Source organism: Anabaena sp. WFMT (genome assembly GCF_051781005.1).
Classification (GTDB): domain Bacteria; phylum Cyanobacteriota; class Cyanobacteriia; order Cyanobacteriales; family Nostocaceae; genus Anabaena.
The window spans coordinates 15,429-34,829 of sequence record NZ_JBPWOA010000029.1 but is presented as its reverse complement, the minus strand read 5'-3'; the positions used below and the strand labels follow the sequence as shown (position 1 = coordinate 34,829).

Sequence of the window (19,401 nt, the reverse complement as noted above, 5' to 3'; positions counted from 1 at the left end):
AACCTTTGCTATAGCCTCATTAATAGCATTAACAAGCGTTGCAGCCATGAGTCAACCCAGTTATGCTGGAGGCACTGTATTCTATTGTGATGCAAAAGGCGATAAATTTTTCACCTTTGCCCGGACGGAAGATGGTAGAAAATACGCGTGCAAAAGTATCCCTCTTCTGTCAATCGCGGAAAACAATAATCGAATCCATCTTTTGTAACTCTTATTTCATAAAGGTTTGGCGCTTTTTTATGTATTAAAAAATAAAATTGCTGCATAAAATGTCAAAACCAAAGCCCCGTAAACCTTGCACAGTCATAAGTTTCTATTGCCACCCAACCATCCGCTCCACAAATCACAGCACAGACGGCAATGGTGATGATGTCTATTAAGTACCACGACAGAATTAATCACATATTGGTTATTTACCAATTCTTTGCCAGTAAATGATTTCAAACCAGATTTTTGTGTAATTAATTTTATCCAATTACTTAATTGAATAACTGGTGCAAGATTGAGAACTATAGCATCCATTATCAATTTTAACTTTCCTATTTAGTAAAAAATTACTACCAAACCTCACTCCACGCGATCGCGCATCTTCTACACCCACAAAAAGTGAACTGACAAGTCAGCGCTTGCGCTATCGCTCTCTCAACATCTTCAACAAGCAATCGCACCTCTCCACATCCCAAAACAGCGAACTGACAAGTCAGCGCTTGCGCTATCGCACCCCCAACATCCCCAACAAGCGATCGCATTTCCAACATCCATAAAACAGCGAACTGACAAAAGCCCTCCAGGCATCCAAGAAACAGCGCTTGCGCTATCGCACATTCTCCACATCCTAAACAGTGATCGCACCGCCTTGCATCCCTAGAATAGTGATACTTTGTATAAAATATTCTCAAAACTTTGTTTAGTGAGGTTGTATGAAAATTTATTTTCAACATAAGATTGGCTAAAGAGGGGAAAATTAGGATAAGATAGATATAATCACTTAGATATTTCCATCTAATATGAGTAACAATTTATTAACTAAAAGTATTACAGAACAAATGCAGGAAGAAGCAGAAATGCAAATCCGCGAAAAGAAAAAAGTTGTCGATTATAACACCATTGAATACCCTATTGAAGTTATAGTTGACAAATATCTAAATGGTATTAATGATGATTCAAACGAAATATTTATTCCCGACTACCAAAGAGAGATGGCTTGGGATCAAGTAAGACAATCTAAGTTTATTGAGTCTATTCTCTTAGGTTTACCTATTCCTTACATTTATGTAGCGGATATTTCTGGTGAAGAAGAAGAAGAAAATTATTCAGAAACTAAAGATGGTCGTTTAGAAATTATAGATGGAACACAAAGACTTCGTACTTTAGTCAATTTCCTTAATAATGAATTACAATTAGATAACCTGGAAAAGTTAAAAAAGCTAGAAGGGTTTCGATTTTCTGATCTAAATATTGCCCGACAAAGAAGATTTAAAAGAACAACGCTCAGAGTAATTCAACTATCAGAAGAAGCAGATGAAGAAGCTCGTAGAGATTTATTTGAAAGAATAAATACGGGCAGTGTTGAATTAAATGAAATGGAAAAACGCCGAGGTATTATAAGAGGTGCGTTTCTTAATGTAATAGATGAATTAGCAAGATCAGAAAGATTTATTAATCTTTGTGCTTTTACAGAACCGTCAATTAGGAGAGTAGAACCTCAAGAATTTGTTTTACGATTTTTTGCTTTTTTAAATAATTATCAGGAGTTTAATAAATATAAGAATATTACTGAGTTCCTTGATAAGTATTTAGAGACTATGAACCGAACAGATAAAAATACTTTACAAAGCATGAAAAATGAATTTTATTCAATGCTTGATTGTGTGGAAAGATATTTTCCAACAGGTTTTAGACAAGGTAAGAACAAAGATAGAACTACAACTCGAATTAAATTTGAATCTCTTGCTGTTGGGATAGCTTTAGCTTTAAGACAGCAAGATAACCTTCAACTAGCATCAGTAGATTTTATAGATTCTAAGGAATTTCGAGAATATACCAGCAGTAATGCTAGTAGTTCTAGAAATAAAGTGATTCGTCGTATCGAATATGTTCGTGATCAGATTTTAGGTTAAGTATAGTGAACAGAGTATTAGATTTAGAGGATTTTGATGAACGTGCTAACGATGTTAGTAATTATCTTTGTTTTCTGAGAGATTTAGAACAGGAGAAAATTCTATTAAGTCACGATGGTGTTATTTCTAAAATAGATACTGAATTAGATAAAAACTTAAAAGCTACTGGATTTTTATTGCTTTATAATCTTGTAGAATCTACTATGAGAAATGCTATTCAAAGTATTTTTGATGAAATAATTAATCAAGGAGTTTCCTTTGATCAACTGAGAATAGAAATTAAAAAAATAATTTTACAAAATGTCAAGAAACGTGATGTTGATAAAGTTTTAGAACAAATAAAAATTATTTCTCTAGATATAATTAAATATGGCTTTAGTCGTGATGATGTATTTTCTGGTAATGTAGATCCTAGAGTGATCAAAGGAATAGCTGAAAAATATGGCTTTTCAACTACTACTGACAGAGATACTAGAGATGGAATTGATTTAGTTTCAATCAAAAAAAATCGAAATGATTTAGCTCATGGTTTTATGTCTTTTAAAGAAGTTGGTCAAAATACATCTGCGGAAAATCTTGTTGAAATAAGTGAAAGAGTTATAAAATATCTTAGACAAATTTTAGAAAATATTGATGAGTATTTAGTTAACCAAGAATATTTAGATTCTGAATAAATTAGATTTATGATTTTCTCTTATTTATGAAAAAGGCAGGTAAAAAACCTGCCCATCTCAACCTATTCTATACCCTCAATCCGGTTTTCCACCTCCTGATACAACTCACGTAACTTGTCTAAATTCTCCTCACTAGTCTCCCAATAACCGCGTCCATTCATTTCCAACAAAGTAGAAACAATCTTGCGGAAAGAATGAGGATTGAGATTCATCAAACGCTTTTGCATTTCCTCATCTTTGATGAAAGTTTCGTTCGTGTCCTCATAAATCCAATTATCCACAGCACCAGCAGTCGCACTCCAACCAGTGGTATTTACCAACCGCTTCGAGAGTTCCCGCACACCTTCGTAACCGTGAGACAACATCCCCTCATACCATTTGGGATTTAACAACTTCGTCCGTGCATCTAAACGCACAGTTTCTGATAAAGTTCTTACCTGTGCATTCGCTGTAGTTGTATCTGCAATATAAGAAGATGGTTTCTTCCCATCTGCACGCAGACTTGCCACTAACTTAGTAGGATCAGAGTCAAAATAGTGGGAAACATCTGTTAAACTGATTTCCGAAGAATCGAGATTTTGGAAAGTTGCATCAGCAGTTTTCAAAGTAGTTTCAAAAATCTGCCGTGATTCATCCATAACCCCAGGATTATCGGAATTGAAAGAGAAAGATTTCCGTTTCAAATACATTTCCTGTAACTCAGCTTCACTATCCCAAGTGCTATTCTCCACCGCCAAGTTAATATTAGAAGAATAAGAACCAGAAGCATTTGAGAAAACGCGAGTTGCAGCTTGACGCAGATTTATCCCCATGTCCTCTGCTTGTTTCAAAGCGTGCTTGCGGACAAAGTTCATTTCCAAGGGTTCATCAGCTTCAGCAGCCATTTTCACACCTTGGTCAAGCAGGTTCATTTGGTTAATGAACAAGTCGCGGAATACACCAGAACAGTTAATAACAACGTCAATTCTGGGACGACCCAATTCTTCCAAGGGTATCAATTCCAACTTGTTTACCCTTCCCAAAGCATCGGGAACTGGACGCACACCAATCATCCACATAATTTGTGCCAGGGATTCACCGTAGGTTTTGATGTTATCTGTCCCCCAGAGGACACAGGCGATGGTTTCTGGCCAGTTGCCATCATTTTCCGACTTATTCCGTTCCAACAACCTATCAACGACGATTTTCGCAGATTGGACTGCGGCGGAAGTGGGGATAGATTGGGGGTCTAAAGCGTGTATATTTTTACCCGTGGGTAATACATCCGGGTTACGGATAGGATCACCACCAGGTCCAGGTAGGATATATTCACCGGCTAAACCTTGGAGAAGTCCACCGAGTTCGTTATCTGCACAAACTTGTTTTAAGCAGAATTCCAAATATTCAAACAGGGGTTTTAACGCAGAGGTGTCAACTTTGGTGTAACCTGATTGGTGCAGAGATTCTACCCAAGGTTCTTTTTTACCCATGTTGAAGAAATTCAACTTGGAAACCAGGGAAACTCTACCTTCTGCGTCAATTTGTTCTTGTACTAAAGCTGTGACAGCTGCACGGGTAGCGAGGGTGATATCTTGTAATAGTTGTACATCCTCCAAAATGCCGGCATCGTTGTTTTTGTAGATATCTTCAATGTTGCGTCCCAGGCTTCTAGCGATAATTCCGGGTAAGCCTTGAATTTCTTCCTCTTGCCGATCTAAACTAGCAATGTTGACTAAAGTTGCGATCGCTTCTTCGGCTGTTGGAGGTTTACCGATAACGTGCAGTCCACAAGGTAACAACCGCGATTCAATTTCCATCAACCGACGATAAACGTTACCAACGATGTTATCCCGTTCTTCCGAGGACATCTCCTTAGAATCGTTTTCTGGTAACTCAATATCCTTGTCTAAGTTGACAATGCGGCATTTATCCATAATGGAATTGACAATGGAAACACCGCGTCCTGTGTCTTTCAAAGTTTGGTAAGAAGCAATTAACTCGCTGAGTTCCTTCAACCCTTTGTATAAACCAGCATTTTCCGCAGGTGGTGTCAGGTAAGAAATTGTTTCTGCGTAACTGCGGCGTTTAGCAATTGTGGCTTCACTGGGGTTATTAGCTGCGTAATAATACAGATTAGGAATTGAGCCAATTAGTTGATCTGGGTAACAATCACCAGACATCCCCATTTGCTTACCAGGCATGAATTCCAATGAGCCGTGTGTCCCAAAGTGTAACACAGCATCAGCGCCCCAAATTTTTTCTAAATAGGTGTAGTAAGCTGCGAAACCGTGGTGAGGACTAGCAGAACGGGAGAATAACAACCGCATGGGGTCGCCTTCATAACCAAATGTTGGTTGTACTCCAATGAAGACGTTACCAAACTGCTTTCCGTAGATTAGCAGATTTTGTCCATCGCTGTTTAAGTTTCCTGGTGGTGGTCCCCAGTTTTCTTCTAAGCGTTGGGAGTATGGTGTCAGTGCTTCATATTCTGGCACAGACATTTTGTAAGCAATGTTCAGTTCAGGGCTGTTGTATTGTGCTTGTGCGTCGTGGATGACTTGTTCTAGCAACTCTTGGGGAGTTTCGGGAATGTCCTGCACGTCGTAACCGTTGTTTCTCAGTCCTTTCATGACTTCATGGATAGAACCGAATACGTCTAAGTATGCGGCTGTTCCCACGTTCCCTTTATCGGGTGGGAAGCTGAAAACGGTAATGGCGACTCTTTTGGTTAATTTGGGTTTGCTGCGGAGGTTTGCCCATTTTAACGCTCTTTGTGCCACTATTTCGACTCTATCTTGAAGAGCGATCGCTTTCCCAGTTGTCCCATCTTTACCTGATAATATAATTGGCTCAATTGCCCCGTCAAGTTCAGGTATAGCAATCTGTAAGGCTACTTGAATGGGATGTAACCCCAAATCGCTATCTAACCATTCTTCCGTGGTTTGGAAGACCAAAGGCAACGCCACCATGTAAGGACGATTTAACCGTTTTAATGCTTCAATTGCTTTGGGATGATCTTGTCTAGCAGGTCCACCCACCAAAGCGAAACCAGTTAATGATACTACTGCATCTATTAACTGCATTTGAGTAGTCGGTTCATAGAAGTAAGCTTCTATTGGTTTAGAGAAATCCAAACCACCGGCAAATACAGGCAGAACTCTTGCCCCTAGAGATTCCAATTCCTGAACAATTGCCACATAATGGGCATCATCGCCAGTAACTAGGTGAGTCCGTTGTAATACCAAACCAACGCATGGTGCAAGAGGATCTTTAAGGTTTTTGGAAATGTCTTTGCGGGCAGAATACCAGTTCAGATATTCTCGCACATCCTCAAACATACTCGGCGCTAAGGGATGCCAAATCCCCATGTCAGGATAAACAACGGGTGCTTGATAGTCAGCAGCGACGAAGTTTTCCCTGTCTTCGCCTTTTAATACATATTTATCAGCCAGCATCAGTAAAAAGTTTTCTAGGTTTTCCGCTGAACCACCTAGCCAATACTGAAAACTGAGCATGAAATTTCTTGCGTCTTGTGCTTTTTCCATTGGTAGGAATTTCAGCACTTGGGGTAGTGTCCGCAACAGCTTTAGCATTCCATCTTGGAAACCAGCGCCAGATTTCTCTTTACGCTTCTTCATGAAGTTAGCGATGACACTCTTAGATTGTCCTAACTGTGCTAAAGAGAAGCTACCCATTTTGTTAAGGCGCATTACCTCTGGCATGGAGGGGAAGACAACGGAAACATCTAAGTGATCACGGTGGGGTTCAACGGCAGCAACTACCTTCTGAGCTAAGTCTTCGATGAAAATTAGTGAGGCAATGAATATATTAGCACTAGCTATATCGCGTTTCAACTCCTCATAGTTTTCAGAGTTGCGGAGTTCTTCAATCAAGTAACCACTAATTTCAATCGCTACACTGGGATGATTAGCATTAATTGCCCGTACCGCTTCTGATAATGAACTCTGGTATTGGGACTCAAGTACAACATAAACCACCTTGATTAAGTTACGTCCCCGTAAATCGTCAGGTGCAATATGTCTAATAGTGGACTTGACTTGGGTAAACATTCAAATAAGCTCCTTTCAGGCGTGTTCTCATGAAGTTCATCACGGCTGATATGGCCGTTTGTAACTTCGATTATTTTCGGCAATAAGAGTTTTTTATCAGAAAACTCCCATTCTGTGGGGATTTTGTCCTATATCTGACACAAAATGATATAGAAAACGAAATAATTATTTACAAACCTTAACAAAGAATGCAGATTCTCTCACCTATTTTTAAATTTTGTTTACATAACAGTTAAGGGTGGGATAGGTTCATAAAAAATTTGTAGTCAAGTATTGACACTGACAATGTTGTGATATTATGATGGTTTTGAGTTAGGCGATTGCTTCTAGAGCAGCCAAAAAAATTTCTGTATATCTTGGCAAGACTTGCCTGTAATGCTTACTAATTAGTTGGACACAAAAGTGTTATAAAAAAGTTTTCAGTATAATAAATGCTAGTTATACTTTACTTTCAAGTTGCAAAAAGTAATAAATTGATAGCTAATTCAAAAAAAGAGATTTCAAAAAATGAAGGTTAAATTTATTGATAGACAGCCTGGCGGTCACATAGTAGTACAAAACGTATTTAATGCCTAAAAGAAAGACAAAGCTTAATATTTATGAAAAATGGATTGCTTTATCCGTTATTTTAGTGATAACATTTTTTTTTACATCTAGCATTTTGAACGCACAGGAAATTATATCTCCCATAAACCAAAATCCCTTGTGCCAGCAGGTCGATTTTCAAGAAATTGCAAAAAAAGGTCGTCCGACCTTAAACTCAATACTTATAGAAACTACATCACCCATAATTCCTGATGGTGAAACCATAGATATTAAAATTTCAAAGCCCACAAAGGAAGGTACAGTTTTTTGTGCCAGAATCGATGAAAAGGATATTGAAGTATTAACAGCAAAGAATTCTTCTGAAGGGAAAACAATCTTAACAATTAAAACTCCTAAAATAGGATGGAAAAACTTTAACATAGAGAAAAGTTTTGAACTTATATCTATACCATTTGATGAAGCAACTGGAAAATATCAAGTAGCTTCTCCAAATTTTTATATTTTGCAAGATGTAAAGATTAGTTCTTGGCCACTTTCTTTTATTGGTTCAATTGCTCTGCTTATTGTTATTTACTTGGTTGCAGCTATCCCTGTGTATAATTTGAAAACCTCTATAGATAAATCCATTTATAATTCTCAAAATATAGATCATGTTAAATTCGCAAAAAAACATTCCCCACAAAGAATAAGAGAATTTTTCCTGCAAATAATTAAATACTTAGACCTGGTAACATTCACAACAGAAAAGTCTGGGAAGGCTAGTATTTCTAATTTACAAATTACATGGTTTACTTTAATTGTATTTGGCTTACTAATTCATGTCCTATTGAGAACTGGTCAATTAAGTGCTATTTCAGAAGATATATTATGGCTTCTTGGAATCAGTGGTACTGCCAAGATTCTTTCAATGGGAATAGATGTTTCTGCAAATCGATTATCACTTGATAACTTGGCTTGGTTACGCATTCAAGGATATCTAAATGATTCTAATCAGTCAAAAAATGCAAATTGGAAAGATTTGATCAATACTAATGGCAGCTTTGATGTTTACAAGTATCAACTCTTGCTTTTTAGCTTTATTGTTGGAATTACGTTGACAATAAGCGGACTTCGTGTCCTAACTGAATTTAAACTTCCAGAAGGATTTCTAAATCTTCTTGGTCTAAGCAATGTTGTATACATTTTTGGAAATACAATATCTCCAAATTCCATAGCAGAGCTAAATAAATATATAAATGAACTACGTGGTTTTGAGAAAGAATATTCTTCAGATCCTTCTAAATATATTATGAAAGCTAGAGATGTTGCTGGTATGCTGACGTTAATATACGGAAAAGAATCTACAAAATTCAATCCTGAAATTACAGATTCTTTGTTAGAGCCAAAATTATTAAAATAAAAATATTTCTAATACAGAATAAATTTTGACAAACCATCTAACATAACCAACCAAATTACTACTGCCAGCCAATGTATTATTACTGATAGCAAAATTGAGCCAGTTTTTAAATATGTAATTGTACAAACTACCCCTAACAAACTAGCTAGGCTCAAAAAAATTGGGTTGATAAATACATCCTGTCCAGAATGGTTCCATGTCATACCCTGAAATGGATGGTAAATAATAAAAAGGATCACACTGACAAGTCCCCAGATAATCTGAGATTTTGTAGACGGATTTTCAGAAGGGTGAGGCAAAAATAAAACTCGAAAAAATATTTCCTCACTTAATGACGGAACAATTAAAGAAATTATTGTTATTTTGATAATTTCTATCCATGTTTTACTAATTAACCTGATTTTCAAAAAGTCAGTTTTAAACCCTATGATTAACAACAAAGCTATCAGTCCAAACAGAGGTGGCAGTATACGCTTTAGTTGATCGGCATTGATTGATGTCGTGAAAGCCAAATGTAAGCGCTTTTTCAGTAACTGTAGCATTTGGATAATTCTTGAAAAATAATCTTCAAATGAAACCTCTGATATATTATCACTATGATAAATGAGTAATTAGTGTGCTTCAGTTTTGTTTACCCTTTACAAAACTTTCACAGATTCCGTTACTTCAACAGATGAGAAACCAACATCATTAATATTACGAGTGCGATCGCTGTTTAGGATATTGCTTGGGAGAGCGATCGCTTAAAATTGGGGGAGTTGTGAGTGATCGCTGTTTAGGATGTTGATTGGGAGAGCGATAGCGTTCGCGCAGCGTTCGGAATTAATAGCTAAATCAGGTGTGGCTGCAAATAAGCCAATTAACGGATCAGATACAGCATCATTAACCGTTTCTTGTAATTGGGTTTCCAGGTATGATCTGACAGATTCACTAAACTTGACCATCTTGATCATAGCAAGCAATATCCTTATCAGGGCGGACATTATCCATTCTGGGGGAATTAGAATTACCTTGTCTATAAAGAGTAATTGGTGTTTTGTCCATTAACTGGGTTTTTCGTATTGAATTTTTGTATTAAATAGCATAATACTTGACAAGAACCCGTTGCCAGAAATACTGTCTATTTCTCCTGTTTATAGTATGAATCCCACAACATTAAATACACCTTTTGCAGTAGAGACGTTTCATGAAACATCTCTACTATTTCCACTGAATTTAACTACTCAAAGCCTTGATAAACCGTTGCAAACTCTTGAATACACTAGCTTTTTTTACGGGTGTTCCGTCGGTGGTGGTTTGCGGTTGTCCTTTCATGAGAATTACATCTATTTCATCACCAGAAGGACGTTTAGGTAATTCGGCAATTTTTTGATATTCGTCGTTGGTTTCTAGCCATACTTCCCAATCTCCAGGGTAGCAACGAAACAGGGCAGATTCATCATCAACAGGACGCAGATAATAACAAGATTCAATTGTGCTAATAAAACGTCTGCGGGTTTCTCTAGCCGCATAACCGATACCTACCACACCGGAATCTTCTAAACGGGGGTTTAATAAAATAAATGGACGTGTGCCTATGATTTCACACAGTTTTTCTAATTGTGGCACTTCTACAGAAGTGGGAGCGATAAAGAGGAAAATTTCATCTTCTGGCTGAATTTTGGTTTCTAAAGATGCAGTTCTACCTGTACCGATATCTTCAACTTTAAATGGTGAATCTGCCCAATCTCGACGGGCTAAAGCGGCTGCACCAGCATCTGCAAAAAAGATTTTCAGCCGGGATTCATATTCAGCGAACAGAGGTATAAACTGTTCCGCCACCGGCATAAATTTGAGTTCAGGAAACAGAAAATCAACCTGAATGCGAGTCATACCATCAGCTAAAGCCGATTTTACAGCTTCACGGGATTGTGCGATCGCATCTTCTAGGGTTTTGGGTAATTCAGCCATAGTTTATAAAGTCTCTCAAGTTAATCATCAATATTTCGATTCTCTCACCACAAAAGGAGTATTTACTCCTCCGCGAACCTCTGCGCTTACCTCCGCGTTCCTCTGCGTTAAAAACAATACCCCTCTCCGCCACCGGAAAGGGGTAAATCACAGATTAAAACTCAGCACTACCTAATAAGCATCTTGCAACTCATAGAAATCAGGCGAGATGTAATCCTTACGCAAAGGCCAACCTACCCAATCTTCCGGCATCAAAATCCGCTTTAAATTAGGATGACCTTCATAGATAATGCCAAGCATATCGTAAGACTCACGCTCTTGCCAGTCCGCAGTCTTCCAAATCCAGTAGACTGAAGGTACAGAGGGATTTTCTCTAGGTAAGAACACCTTCACCCGGACTTCTGCCGGCTTATCAGCATTATCACTTACCTTCACCAAATGATAGACACTAACCAAATCTTGTCCTGGCCCCAAGTCAATACCTCCCTGAAACTGGAGATAATTAAACCCGTAGGCGTACAAAGCTGTAGCGGTAGGAAGCAAGAAATCAGGTGCTACCTTAATAATCTCCACCCCGTTCACATCTGGGGCTAAAGATTCATGGTCAAAACCATTTTCTGTCAACCACTGGGAAACCTGACCTGCTGGAACTATAGCTTCTTCAGCCGCAGGAACTAATTTAGATTCTTCTTCAGCCACGCTTTTCCGCCTCCTTTGTCTTTGTTGTCAGTAGCGCAGGTGGTATGGGCATACCCATTGCTTCCGTCAATTCCTTCGGTGGAGTAAAGCGGGTATCTGACTGCATATACTTACCAGTTAAAATTTCTGGTACTGGTTTCAAGTTATGAGTCGTGCTGTAGTAACGGTGAGTTTGTTTAATTTGACCCCGTTCTTGCATGGAATCATTAGCAATTTTTTTCCGCAACTTAATAATTGCATCAATAATCGCTTCAGGACGAGGAGGACAACCAGGTAAATACACATCCACCGGAATCAGCTTATCAACTCCGCGCACAGCACTAGGAGAGTCAACGCTGAACATTCCGCCAGTAATTGTACAAGCACCCATAGCAATTACATACTTGGGTTCGGGCATTTGTTCATAAAGACGCACCAATTGAGGAGCCATCTTCATGGTAATTGTACCAGCAGTGATAATTAAATCAGCTTGCCGGGGGCTAGAACGGGGAATTAGACCAAAACGGTCAAAATCAAAGCGAGAGCCAATTAAAGCTGCAAATTCGATGAAGCAGCAAGCTGTCCCAAACAGCAAAGGCCACAAACTAGAAAGTCGCGCCCAATTGTAGAGGTCATCAACCGTGGTTAAAATCACGTTTTCTGACAGTTCTTGAGTAACTGTAGGACGCTCAACCGGGTTGATGATTCGCTCTTTGTCCTGGGTGGTTATGTTAGAATTTAAGACCATTCCAATGCTCCTTTACGCCATGCGTAAACTAAGGCGATTACGAGAATCGCAATAAAAATTAACGCTTCAATAAACGCCAATAAACCTAAACGGTGGAAAGCAACTGCCCAAGGATACAAGAATACAGTTTCCACGTCAAAAACTACAAAAACCAGCGCAAACATATAGTAGCGAATGTTGAATTGAATCCAGGCTCCGCCAATGGGTTCCATGCCAGATTCATAAGTGGTGCGCCGTTCCGGGCTGAAGCTACTAGGTCTGAGGAGCTTGGACGCTGAGAGCGCCAGGGCTGGTACTAGGCTACAAAGGAGGAAGAAGCCTAGAAGGTATTCGTAACCGCTAAGGACAAACACAATGGATATCTACCGCTGATGGTGTAATTGAAATGGATAATTTTCTCTTACATTATTATATCTTTCCCGGCTTTCTGAAATCGTGGAATTAGACACACTGAGGGTAGGGTGTTGATTGAATTGGCAATTAGTCTAAAAATGCTCATGCAGTTTCTATGAATAGCAAGAAGTGGGTGGTATTGAAGCGCCGTAAGTCCCTAAATTGAGGAATGGGTAGAATAGATTAACAATATGAATTCCTCGATAGAAGCTACTAATAGTTACAATAGAGAAAGCTATGAATGCATTGCGAGAGCGATCGCATTTATGCAAAAAAATTATCTGCACCAGCCTGACTTGGAAACTGTCGCCCAGCACGTACATCTGAGCGAGTATCATTTTCAGCGTTTATTTACGAAATGGGCAGGAATCAGTCCCAAGCGTTTCTGGCAATATCTCACAGTTGAGTACGCAAAATCAAAAATCGTTGAGACTAAGAGCCTTTTAAATCTGACTATGGATGTGGGGTTATCAAGTCCAGGACGTTTACACGATCTATTTGTGAAGCTAGAAGCCATGTCACCCGGTGAATTTAAGAACGGGGGAGCGGGCTTGAAGATTTGGTATGGGATTCATGAAACCCCTTTTGGTGATTGTCTCATTGCCAAAACAGTACGTGGTATCTGCAATCTTCATTTCCTGAATGCAAAAGATGAAGAAATTGCTGAAAATAACCTGCGTACAGAATGGAAAAATGCAGAAATCATTCATGATCAGCAAGTGACAAAAGAAACTATCACTCGCATCTTCCAACCAGTTGCAGACAATAGTTCTCCATTAATTATTCACGTTAAAGGAACTAACTTTCAAATTCAAGCTTGGCGATCGCTACTAAGACTTCCCTGGGGAGGTATTACCACCTATCAAAGTTTAGCCGCATCAATTGATCGTCCCACTGCTGCTAGAGCCGTAGGTAACGCAATTGGCAGTAATCCAGTCGCATACTTAATTCCCTGTCATCGAGTAATTCGAGAATCGGGTGAGATGGGCGGTTATAGGTGGGGATTAGAACGTAAAACGATGATTCTGGGATGGGAATCAAGTCGAAATCAGCTAAGTTAAACCGTAGAATCGCCTACCGCAGTTTTCTGATGACGTTTGATGGACTCAGCTATTTCAAACATCAATGGACTATCCCGTTCTAAATTGAATGGAGTCGCGTTTTTCCAATCATAAAACCATACTGGCTTTCGTCGCTTCTCCTCTGGCTCGATCGCATATCTTGGAAAAACATGGGCGTGTAGTGCTGCTTCACTGTTACCTAAAATTTCGTAATTGATGCGAGTAGCACCAGTGACTTCAAGCAGTGCATCTCCCAATAATGTCATGTCTCGCAAGAAGTTTAGACGCTGATCCATTGTTAAAGCATTTAGGTCTGGAACCACAGGATCGGGTAGTAAGAGAGAGTAACCCCGCAAAAACTGGACATCTCCAAGTACTACCCAACCTGATCCAACACGGCAAATTACAGTTGGATTAGTTCCCTGACGTGCTGCTTGAACGCGATCGTGAATGAGAGTAGACATATCAAATTAGTAGGCGATAGAAAAGCCTAACAAATATGTCATAATTTGTAACGTATATTTAAGATTTCCCTCTGGGAGGCTATAGCCATGAGCGAACAAGCTGAAGAAGCTATTGAAACTCCAGTGTTAGATAGATACGAGTGTCGCTCTTGCGGTTACGTTTATGAACCGGAAAAAGGAGACGACAAGAATGATATTCATGCTGGCACACTGTTTGCAGAACTACCTACAAATTGGCGCTGTCCAGTTTGTAATGCCAAAAAGGTAGCTTTCGCTAACATTGGGCCTGCGGGTACAGCATCTGGTTTCAAAGAAAATTTAGGTTACGGTTTAGGTGTTAATACGCTGACACCAACCCAAAAGAACATTTTGATTTTCGGTGCTTTGGCGCTTGGATTCTTGTTTTTTATTAGTCTTTACGGCTTACAATAAGACCCGGTTTTTATAGACATCCTACAAAAATTTACAAAACACTAAGAAATACTGATGCATTCAATTTTGAGAAGTTGGCAACGAATATTTGCCGCGTTAATAGTAGTCATCGCCTGTATCGGCTGTAGCAAAGTTCCCTCAATCAGCTCTAATCCCTGGCAAGTTATTAATGTGCCAACAGAAGCAAAACTGTTGGATATTGGCTTTACTGGTAATCCCCAGCATGGTTATTTAGTCGGTAGTAGTGCCACTTTATTGGAAACTAATGATGGTGGAGATACTTGGCAGCCTCTAAAACTGGAACTGGATGATGAAAGGTATCGCTTTAACTCAGTCAGTTTTAGTGGGAATGAAGGCTGGATTGCGGGAGAGCCTTCGCTGTTGCTACATACTACTGATGAAGGCAAGTCTTGGTCACGTATTCCTTTAACCGAAAAGCTACCAGGTAGCCCAATTGCGATCGCAGCTTTGGCTGAAAATACAGCAGAAATGGCTACTGATGTCGGTGCTATCTATCAAACTACAGATGGCGGTAAAAACTGGAAAGCTCAAGTTGAAGCAGCCGTTGGTGTAGTGAGAAACTTAGAGCGATCGCCTGATGGTAAGTATATTGCTGTTTCTGCCAAAGGTAGTTTTTACTCTGTTTGGGAACCAGGACAAGCTGCTTGGGAACCCCATAACCGTCTCAGTTCTAGACGTGTAGAAAATATGGGCTTTGCTGATAATGGCCAACTATGGTTATTAGCACGGGGTGGTCAAGTTCAATTTAGCGATTTGACTAACCCAGATGAGTGGCTAGATGTAGAATATCCAGAGTTAGCCACTAGTTGGGGTTTACTAGATTTGGCATATCGCACACCCAATGAAATTTGGATTGGTGGTGGTAGCGGTAATCTACTACGCAGTACCGACGGTGGTAAAACTTGGGAAAAAGACCGTGAGGTGGAAGGAGTTGCAGGTAACTTGTATAAGATTGTGTTTCTCAATCCTGAACAAGGCTTTGTGATCGGTGATCACGGTGTTTTGCTCAAATACAACCCCAATGCAGCTTAAATAGTAATTGAGTAATGAGTACTGAGTAAAAAGGGCAATAATCTCAGATTACTCAAGACTCGATACTCATGACTCGGTACTCGGTACTCAACTCTCGACTCTCGACTCTCCTGAAAGGCTCGTTTAAAAATTTATCCAAAAGAGATTTCTGAGAAGAACGTTGCAAGTTGTAACTCTTTCTAAACTTTGTAGGATAATAAACTCAATAGTAGTTTTTGAGAAGGTAGTGATCTAAATGTCAGGTACCACCGGAGAGCGTCCGTTTTCGGATATTATCACCAGCATTCGTTACTGGGTAATCCATAGCATCACCATTCCAGCTTTATTTGTTGCTGGTTGGCTATTTGTCAGCACTGGACTGGCTTATGATGTGTTTGGCACACCCCGTCCCAACGATTATTTCACACAGGTACGACAAGAAGTGCCTATTGTGAAGAACCGTTTTGAAGCTAAAAAGCAAGTAGAAACATTTATCGGAAAGTAATTTGAAATCATGACTAGCGGCAATAACATCAATCAACCAGTTACCTATCCAATTTTTACGGTCAGATGGCTTGCAGTTCACACTCTAGGTGTGCCAACTGTCTTCTTCTTGGGAGCGATCGCCGCAATGCAGTTTATTCAACGCTAGGAGCAACTCATGGAAAGATCGCCTAATCCTAATCAACAACCGGTTGAATTAAACCGTACCTCTCTGTATCTAGGACTGCTATTGATTTTCGTTCTAGGAATTCTGTTTTCCAGTTACTTCTTTAACTAACTGGATCTGTGGCTGCTAATTTCTGTTGATTTTTGTAAGGGAGGAGAAAACTGTGTCAGGAAGTGGAAGAATTCCCCTGTGGGTCGTCGCTACGATCGCAGGTTTAGGTGTCATTACTGTTGTAGGTATTTTCTTTTATGGAGCCTACGCCGGACTCGGTTCTTCACTGTAATGTGAACCTTAACCGAATTTTTGGTTAAAAACCGACATCAAAAAACCGCCCTTCTCAATGAGATAGGCGGTTTTTCAAGTATAAATTGGTAATTGGGGATTGGTGATTGGAAAAATGACTTCCCCAGTGGTCACTGAGCTACGCTGAAGTGTCCCCAATCCGCAGTACCTAATTAAGCGATATCTTCGCGTTCAATATATGAAAACAAAAATGCGAAGATTACTGCTGGCAAAACTAGACCAGTCAGAGGTACGAAAATAGAAGGCAAGAATGAAGAATAGGCCAAGATAGAGGGCAAAAATGAACTTGACATAGTAAAAAGTCCTCTGAAGTCACACTACAATTCACTTAGGAGCTTACTGCAAAATTCTGCCTGTTTTTGCAAATTATCAAGATTTTTAACAGAGAGGTCAAATTCCCAGTAAGTCATCTAGTTCTATATTTGGCAAATCGGGGGGAATAACGGTTTTGACGACGGTGACTTTACCACTTTCCTGTTGAGTATTCAGGTCGAGTGCGATCGCTCCTACACGGATTTCTACACAGCCGAAAGGCACAATTAATTGAGTTATCGCTTCCCAATTTCCCCAAGGGGTAGGTCGCAAATCTTTGAGTAGATGAGGCCCGTCTAGTAAACCGCGAGTTTGATAATCTTCAACCCACAACTTAACCACCACCGCTGACGACACCGCAGACAATTCTAAACGCACTTTTATCGACGTTCCCGCCAGCAATTCACCATTTGGTAAAAACAGTTGGGGTGTTGGTAAAGATTCTTGAAGAGAACTCGATAAATCTACTAGTGGTGGATCTGGTTGGAGAGGAGACTGATTGTTATCCTGACTGCTCAAACTAATATATGTATCATCTAAAACTATTTCTTGGGACAACACAGTAGGTAAAATCTGAATTGGCTGCACTATTTCTTCTGGTGTCTCTCCTGTTTCACGAGTATTTATAGCCAGATTTTCTTCAATATCATCTTCCTGTGCATCCATCTCAACAGAGGGATTTTCTGCATTCAGAATTAAAAGTGGCTGCTCATTCAACTCATTAGTATCATCTTCTGCGGCTTCCAAATTGACACTTTCACTCAAGTAGCCTTGGCTATGCATCCATTTTTGAATCAGGGGAGATGTTTCTGGAGTCTTCGCTGTGATTAATTCCTCACTGGACAAAGTAGGAGATTGAGCAGGAACATTTTCTCTAAATTCAGCGGATTCATCCTCATATTCTGCATTATTGAGCCGAAATTCCGATGTATTTTCAACTTCAGATAATTGAGTTTCTAAGATATCTGACGAATGGACTTGAGGTTCTTCTTCCTGAACTGGAGCAGGTTTTAACCTTTTCAAAAAAGGCAAAGTTGTTTTAACCTGTTTAATCACCAACTTTTCCAGATTAATTGGGGATATCTGAGGCGGTGTCTTGATACTACCTTCAGATTTGAGCGATTCTGCCATTAAATTTTTGTGAATTCGAGGCAAATTCGGTAATTCTGGCGAAAAACCACCTAAGACAATTACTGGTTTAATTCTGGGTGGCAGCTGTTTGTTGGCAGAAGACTTTAAACTATGAAACTGAGCTAATTTGGGAGTTTTGACGAGATTGAAAAGTTCCAAGCCAACGCTAACTGGTGGTTCTGGCTTTGTCTCAGCTTGAGTTTGGATTTCGGTGCTTGCAGATGGCAAGTCTGGTGGACTAGATTTTGGTAAAGAAATTGCCAGTAATTCTGTGACATCTGCTGTAATTGTGAAAGCATGGTTGGCCAAGAATATGACTTCACCACCATCTGTAATTGCACCGTATAAACTAATATCTGCCAAAATTAACTTCGATTCACACTCAGTAGGAATATTAATGGCGGTACTGAATGTAAAAGGCAGGATTTTATTTTTTAAAGTTTGTCTGACTTGAGTTAAGACTTGTGATTCTGAGGGCGATCGCAATTCGATCAATAGCTGTAGCTGATTAAGACTGGTTATTGAGAATATTTCATCTTCCAGATGACCAGTTTGAGCCAGTTCCACATCCCCATTCACTGTCAGAGTTTTTCCCCAAGCAGTAATGTATGTGTCCCTTTCCAGAGATAATTTCAGTGGTGATGGTGGGGATATCGACAGCCAATCCTCAGATGTTTGCTCTTCCTCCAAGGATTCCGAGTTGGGTAAAGCTAAATCTATTAAACTTTGTAAAAGTTGTTCTGCTGTCTCACCTTTGAACCAAACTGGGCTGACAGGCTGATTAATAATTATATCTTCTTCGGTTTGATCTTCTTGAGTCAGTAATACCTCGAGTTCATTATCAAACTCATCACCACTACTTAGATTTGGTTGGTTACTGTCTTCTTGTGGAGAGACTTTGATCAGCAGACTATATTGCCAGGATTTACCTAGCATATCTGTCATTAAGTCGGCTGAACATCGTAATTCCCAAATTCCCGGTTTCAGTTCAGTAAAGGGAATTACAGCCATCAGCCCATCTGCATTAGTGCGACGCAAACGTTTAAAAATTCGCCGTTTGGGTGGAACTGCCTGGATTGAGGAGTGAGTTACCCGCACTTCTACATCTATATTGGGAAGGTGTGAACGAGCCAAAACCCTGTATTTACCTGCTAAAATTTTCAGAGTAGGCGATTCCAGGGGTTGCCAAGCGCGATCGCCCTGTTTCTGTATCAGAAATTGCCAGTGTTCCATTGTGAGTAATGCCCAAACCGAAGATCCGCCAATTAATATTTTGCATTAACTTGCTTGCAAGTTTAACTCAGCATTGTGTAATTACAAGGGAAATGCTGAAAGCCCTGAAGTGAATTCTTCAAAACTTTTTGGTTTTGAAGAATGAACATCTTTTAAGTCAGGGATGAAAGCTAGTGGCAGGCTTTAGCCTGCATTGTCTTTTAATT

The 19,401-nt window shown here is 39.6% G+C and carries 22 protein-coding genes; 11 read left to right on the top strand and 11 right to left on the bottom strand.

The window, feature by feature from the left end:
* Positions 1-272: 272 nt before the first annotated feature.
* On the bottom strand, positions 273-347 hold the full coding sequence (locus tag ACSQ6I_RS19280) for a hypothetical protein (protein WP_438891983.1): 75 nt from the start codon (positions 345-347) through the stop codon (positions 273-275).
* A gap of 279 nt (positions 348-626) precedes the next feature.
* On the opposite strand from ACSQ6I_RS19280, the gene ACSQ6I_RS19275 reads away from it, so the two are divergent.
* The 3 genes from ACSQ6I_RS19275 (at position 627) to ACSQ6I_RS19265 (ending at position 2,794) form a co-directional block, all read left to right on the top strand.
* Positions 627-764 carry a hypothetical protein gene (locus ACSQ6I_RS19275; protein WP_438891911.1) on the top strand — a complete coding sequence of 46 codons (138 nt, stop codon included), beginning with the start codon at positions 627-629 and terminating at the stop codon, positions 762-764.
* A gap of 243 nt (positions 765-1,007) precedes the next feature.
* The gene (locus ACSQ6I_RS19270) at positions 1,008-2,120 is read left to right on the top strand and encodes a DUF262 domain-containing protein (RefSeq protein ID WP_438891910.1); all 1,113 of its coding nucleotides are present in this window, start codon (positions 1,008-1,010) and stop codon (positions 2,118-2,120) included.
* 5 nt (positions 2,121-2,125) lie between these two features.
* A complete protein-coding gene (locus tag ACSQ6I_RS19265) occupies positions 2,126-2,794 on the top strand; it encodes an MAE_28990/MAE_18760 family HEPN-like nuclease (RefSeq protein WP_438891909.1) in 669 nt (222 codons plus the stop codon).
* A gap of 62 nt (positions 2,795-2,856) precedes the next feature.
* Here the strand turns inward: ACSQ6I_RS19265 and ACSQ6I_RS19260 are convergent, their stop codons facing one another.
* On the bottom strand, positions 2,857-6,843 hold the full coding sequence (locus tag ACSQ6I_RS19260; RefSeq protein WP_438891908.1) for a magnesium chelatase subunit H: 3,987 nt from the start codon (positions 6,841-6,843) through the stop codon (positions 2,857-2,859).
* A gap of 568 nt (positions 6,844-7,411) precedes the next feature.
* Between ACSQ6I_RS19260 and ACSQ6I_RS19255 the strand changes: the two genes are divergently transcribed.
* Complete coding sequence (locus ACSQ6I_RS19255) at positions 7,412-8,788, top strand: hypothetical protein (RefSeq protein ID WP_438891907.1); 1,377 nt, start codon at positions 7,412-7,414, stop codon at positions 8,786-8,788.
* An 8-nt stretch (positions 8,789-8,796) separates the two neighbouring features.
* Here ACSQ6I_RS19255 and ACSQ6I_RS19250 read toward each other — a convergent pair whose 3' ends face one another.
* The 6 genes from ACSQ6I_RS19250 to ndhC all read right to left on the bottom strand — a co-directional run bounded on the left by ACSQ6I_RS19250 (position 8,797) and on the right by ndhC (position 12,517).
* Positions 8,797-9,330, bottom strand: a complete 534-nt coding sequence (locus ACSQ6I_RS19250; RefSeq protein ID WP_438891906.1) for a CPBP family glutamic-type intramembrane protease — start codon at positions 9,328-9,330, stop codon at positions 8,797-8,799.
* Positions 9,331-9,531: 201 nt separating this feature from the next.
* A complete protein-coding gene (locus ACSQ6I_RS19245; protein ID WP_438891905.1) occupies positions 9,532-9,732 on the bottom strand; it encodes a hypothetical protein in 201 nt (66 codons plus the stop codon).
* 271 nt (positions 9,733-10,003) lie between these two features.
* Complete coding sequence (locus tag ACSQ6I_RS19240) at positions 10,004-10,738, bottom strand: DUF1995 family protein (protein WP_438891904.1); 735 nt, start codon at positions 10,736-10,738, stop codon at positions 10,004-10,006.
* A 171-nt stretch (positions 10,739-10,909) separates the two neighbouring features.
* Positions 10,910-11,437 (bottom strand): NAD(P)H-quinone oxidoreductase subunit J, encoded by a 528-nt coding sequence (locus ACSQ6I_RS19235; RefSeq protein ID WP_438891903.1) that lies wholly within the window; start codon positions 11,435-11,437, stop codon positions 10,910-10,912.
* Positions 11,430-12,164, bottom strand: coding sequence for a photosynthetic/respiratory NAD(P)H-quinone oxidoreductase subunit K (gene ndhK, locus ACSQ6I_RS19230; RefSeq protein WP_438891902.1), 735 nt, complete (start codon positions 12,162-12,164; stop codon positions 11,430-11,432). The genes ACSQ6I_RS19235 and ndhK overlap by 8 nt, the downstream gene beginning before the upstream one ends.
* Positions 12,155-12,517 (bottom strand): photosynthetic/respiratory NAD(P)H-quinone oxidoreductase subunit C, encoded by a 363-nt coding sequence (ndhC, locus tag ACSQ6I_RS19225; protein ID WP_438891901.1) that lies wholly within the window; start codon positions 12,515-12,517, stop codon positions 12,155-12,157. The genes ndhK and ndhC overlap by 10 nt, the downstream gene beginning before the upstream one ends.
* 231 nt (positions 12,518-12,748) lie before the next feature.
* On the opposite strand from ndhC, the gene ACSQ6I_RS19220 reads away from it, so the two are divergent.
* Entirely contained in the window at positions 12,749-13,618 is an 870-nt protein-coding gene (locus ACSQ6I_RS19220; protein WP_438891900.1) for a methylated-DNA--[protein]-cysteine S-methyltransferase, read from the top strand.
* Here the strand turns inward: ACSQ6I_RS19220 and ACSQ6I_RS19215 are convergent.
* On the bottom strand, positions 13,615-14,082 hold the full coding sequence (locus ACSQ6I_RS19215; RefSeq protein WP_438891899.1) for an HIT family protein: 468 nt from the start codon (positions 14,080-14,082) through the stop codon (positions 13,615-13,617). The genes ACSQ6I_RS19220 and ACSQ6I_RS19215 overlap by 4 nt on opposite strands.
* 87 nt (positions 14,083-14,169) lie before the next feature.
* Here ACSQ6I_RS19215 and ACSQ6I_RS19210 point away from each other — a divergent pair, with 87 nt between their 5' ends.
* The 6 genes from ACSQ6I_RS19210 to ACSQ6I_RS19185 all read left to right on the top strand — a co-directional run bounded on the left by ACSQ6I_RS19210 (position 14,170) and on the right by ACSQ6I_RS19185 (position 16,499).
* Positions 14,170-14,514 (top strand): rubredoxin, encoded by a 345-nt coding sequence (locus ACSQ6I_RS19210; protein ID WP_438891898.1) that lies wholly within the window; start codon positions 14,170-14,172, stop codon positions 14,512-14,514.
* Positions 14,515-14,568: 54 nt separating this feature from the next.
* A complete protein-coding gene (locus tag ACSQ6I_RS19205; protein ID WP_438891897.1) occupies positions 14,569-15,567 on the top strand; it encodes a photosynthesis system II assembly factor Ycf48 in 999 nt (332 codons plus the stop codon).
* Between the two features lie 235 nt (positions 15,568-15,802).
* Entirely contained in the window at positions 15,803-16,051 is a 249-nt protein-coding gene (gene psbE, locus ACSQ6I_RS19200) for a cytochrome b559 subunit alpha (RefSeq protein WP_438891896.1), read from the top strand.
* Positions 16,052-16,060: 9 nt separating this feature from the next.
* Positions 16,061-16,198 (top strand): cytochrome b559 subunit beta, encoded by a 138-nt coding sequence (gene psbF / locus ACSQ6I_RS19195; RefSeq protein ID WP_015115279.1) that lies wholly within the window; start codon positions 16,061-16,063, stop codon positions 16,196-16,198.
* Positions 16,199-16,207: 9 nt separating this feature from the next.
* Positions 16,208-16,327, top strand: coding sequence for a photosystem II reaction center protein L (locus ACSQ6I_RS19190; RefSeq protein WP_081462709.1), 120 nt, complete (start codon positions 16,208-16,210; stop codon positions 16,325-16,327).
* A gap of 52 nt (positions 16,328-16,379) precedes the next feature.
* Entirely contained in the window at positions 16,380-16,499 is a 120-nt protein-coding gene (locus tag ACSQ6I_RS19185; RefSeq protein WP_200324672.1) for a photosystem II reaction center protein J, read from the top strand.
* Positions 16,500-16,671: 172 nt separating this feature from the next.
* On the opposite strand, the gene psaI is transcribed toward ACSQ6I_RS19185, so the two are convergent.
* Both psaI and ACSQ6I_RS19175 read right to left on the bottom strand, forming a co-directional pair.
* Positions 16,672-16,812, bottom strand: a complete 141-nt coding sequence (gene psaI, locus ACSQ6I_RS19180) for a photosystem I reaction center subunit VIII (RefSeq protein ID WP_438891895.1) — start codon at positions 16,810-16,812, stop codon at positions 16,672-16,674.
* Positions 16,813-16,909: 97 nt separating this feature from the next.
* Positions 16,910-19,195 carry a hypothetical protein gene (locus tag ACSQ6I_RS19175; RefSeq protein WP_438891894.1) on the bottom strand — a complete coding sequence of 762 codons (2,286 nt, stop codon included), beginning with the start codon at positions 19,193-19,195 and terminating at the stop codon, positions 16,910-16,912.
* Positions 19,196-19,401: the final 206 nt, after the last annotated feature.

Bases quoted from the DNA above. Each gene is read 5' to 3' on its own strand.
- ACSQ6I_RS19270 (WP_438891910.1), top strand. From the start codon at position 1,008: ATGAGTAACAATTTATTAACTAAAAGTATTACAGAACAAATGCAGGAA.
- ACSQ6I_RS19260 (WP_438891908.1), bottom strand. From the start codon at position 6,843: ATGTTTACCCAAGTCAAGTCCACTATTAGACATATTGCACCTGACGAT.
- ACSQ6I_RS19255 (WP_438891907.1), top strand. From the start codon at position 7,412: ATGCCTAAAAGAAAGACAAAGCTTAATATTTATGAAAAATGGATTGCT.
- ACSQ6I_RS19250 (WP_438891906.1), bottom strand. From the start codon at position 9,330: ATGCTACAGTTACTGAAAAAGCGCTTACATTTGGCTTTCACGACATCA.
- ACSQ6I_RS19245 (WP_438891905.1), bottom strand. From the start codon at position 9,732: ATGGTCAAGTTTAGTGAATCTGTCAGATCATACCTGGAAACCCAATTA.
- ACSQ6I_RS19240 (WP_438891904.1), bottom strand. From the start codon at position 10,738: ATGGCTGAATTACCCAAAACCCTAGAAGATGCGATCGCACAATCCCGT.
- ndhK (WP_438891902.1), bottom strand. From the start codon at position 12,164: ATGGTCTTAAATTCTAACATAACCACCCAGGACAAAGAGCGAATCATC.
- ACSQ6I_RS19220 (WP_438891900.1), top strand. From the start codon at position 12,749: ATGAATTCCTCGATAGAAGCTACTAATAGTTACAATAGAGAAAGCTAT.
- ACSQ6I_RS19215 (WP_438891899.1), bottom strand. From the start codon at position 14,082: ATGTCTACTCTCATTCACGATCGCGTTCAAGCAGCACGTCAGGGAACT.
- ACSQ6I_RS19210 (WP_438891898.1), top strand. From the start codon at position 14,170: ATGAGCGAACAAGCTGAAGAAGCTATTGAAACTCCAGTGTTAGATAGA.
- ACSQ6I_RS19205 (WP_438891897.1), top strand. From the start codon at position 14,569: ATGCATTCAATTTTGAGAAGTTGGCAACGAATATTTGCCGCGTTAATA.
- psbE (WP_438891896.1), top strand. From the start codon at position 15,803: ATGTCAGGTACCACCGGAGAGCGTCCGTTTTCGGATATTATCACCAGC.
- psbF (WP_015115279.1), top strand. From the start codon at position 16,061: ATGACTAGCGGCAATAACATCAATCAACCAGTTACCTATCCAATTTTT.
- ACSQ6I_RS19190 (WP_081462709.1), top strand. From the start codon at position 16,208: ATGGAAAGATCGCCTAATCCTAATCAACAACCGGTTGAATTAAACCGT.
- psaI (WP_438891895.1), bottom strand. From the start codon at position 16,812: ATGTCAAGTTCATTTTTGCCCTCTATCTTGGCCTATTCTTCATTCTTG.
- ACSQ6I_RS19175 (WP_438891894.1), bottom strand. From the start codon at position 19,195: ATGGAACACTGGCAATTTCTGATACAGAAACAGGGCGATCGCGCTTGG.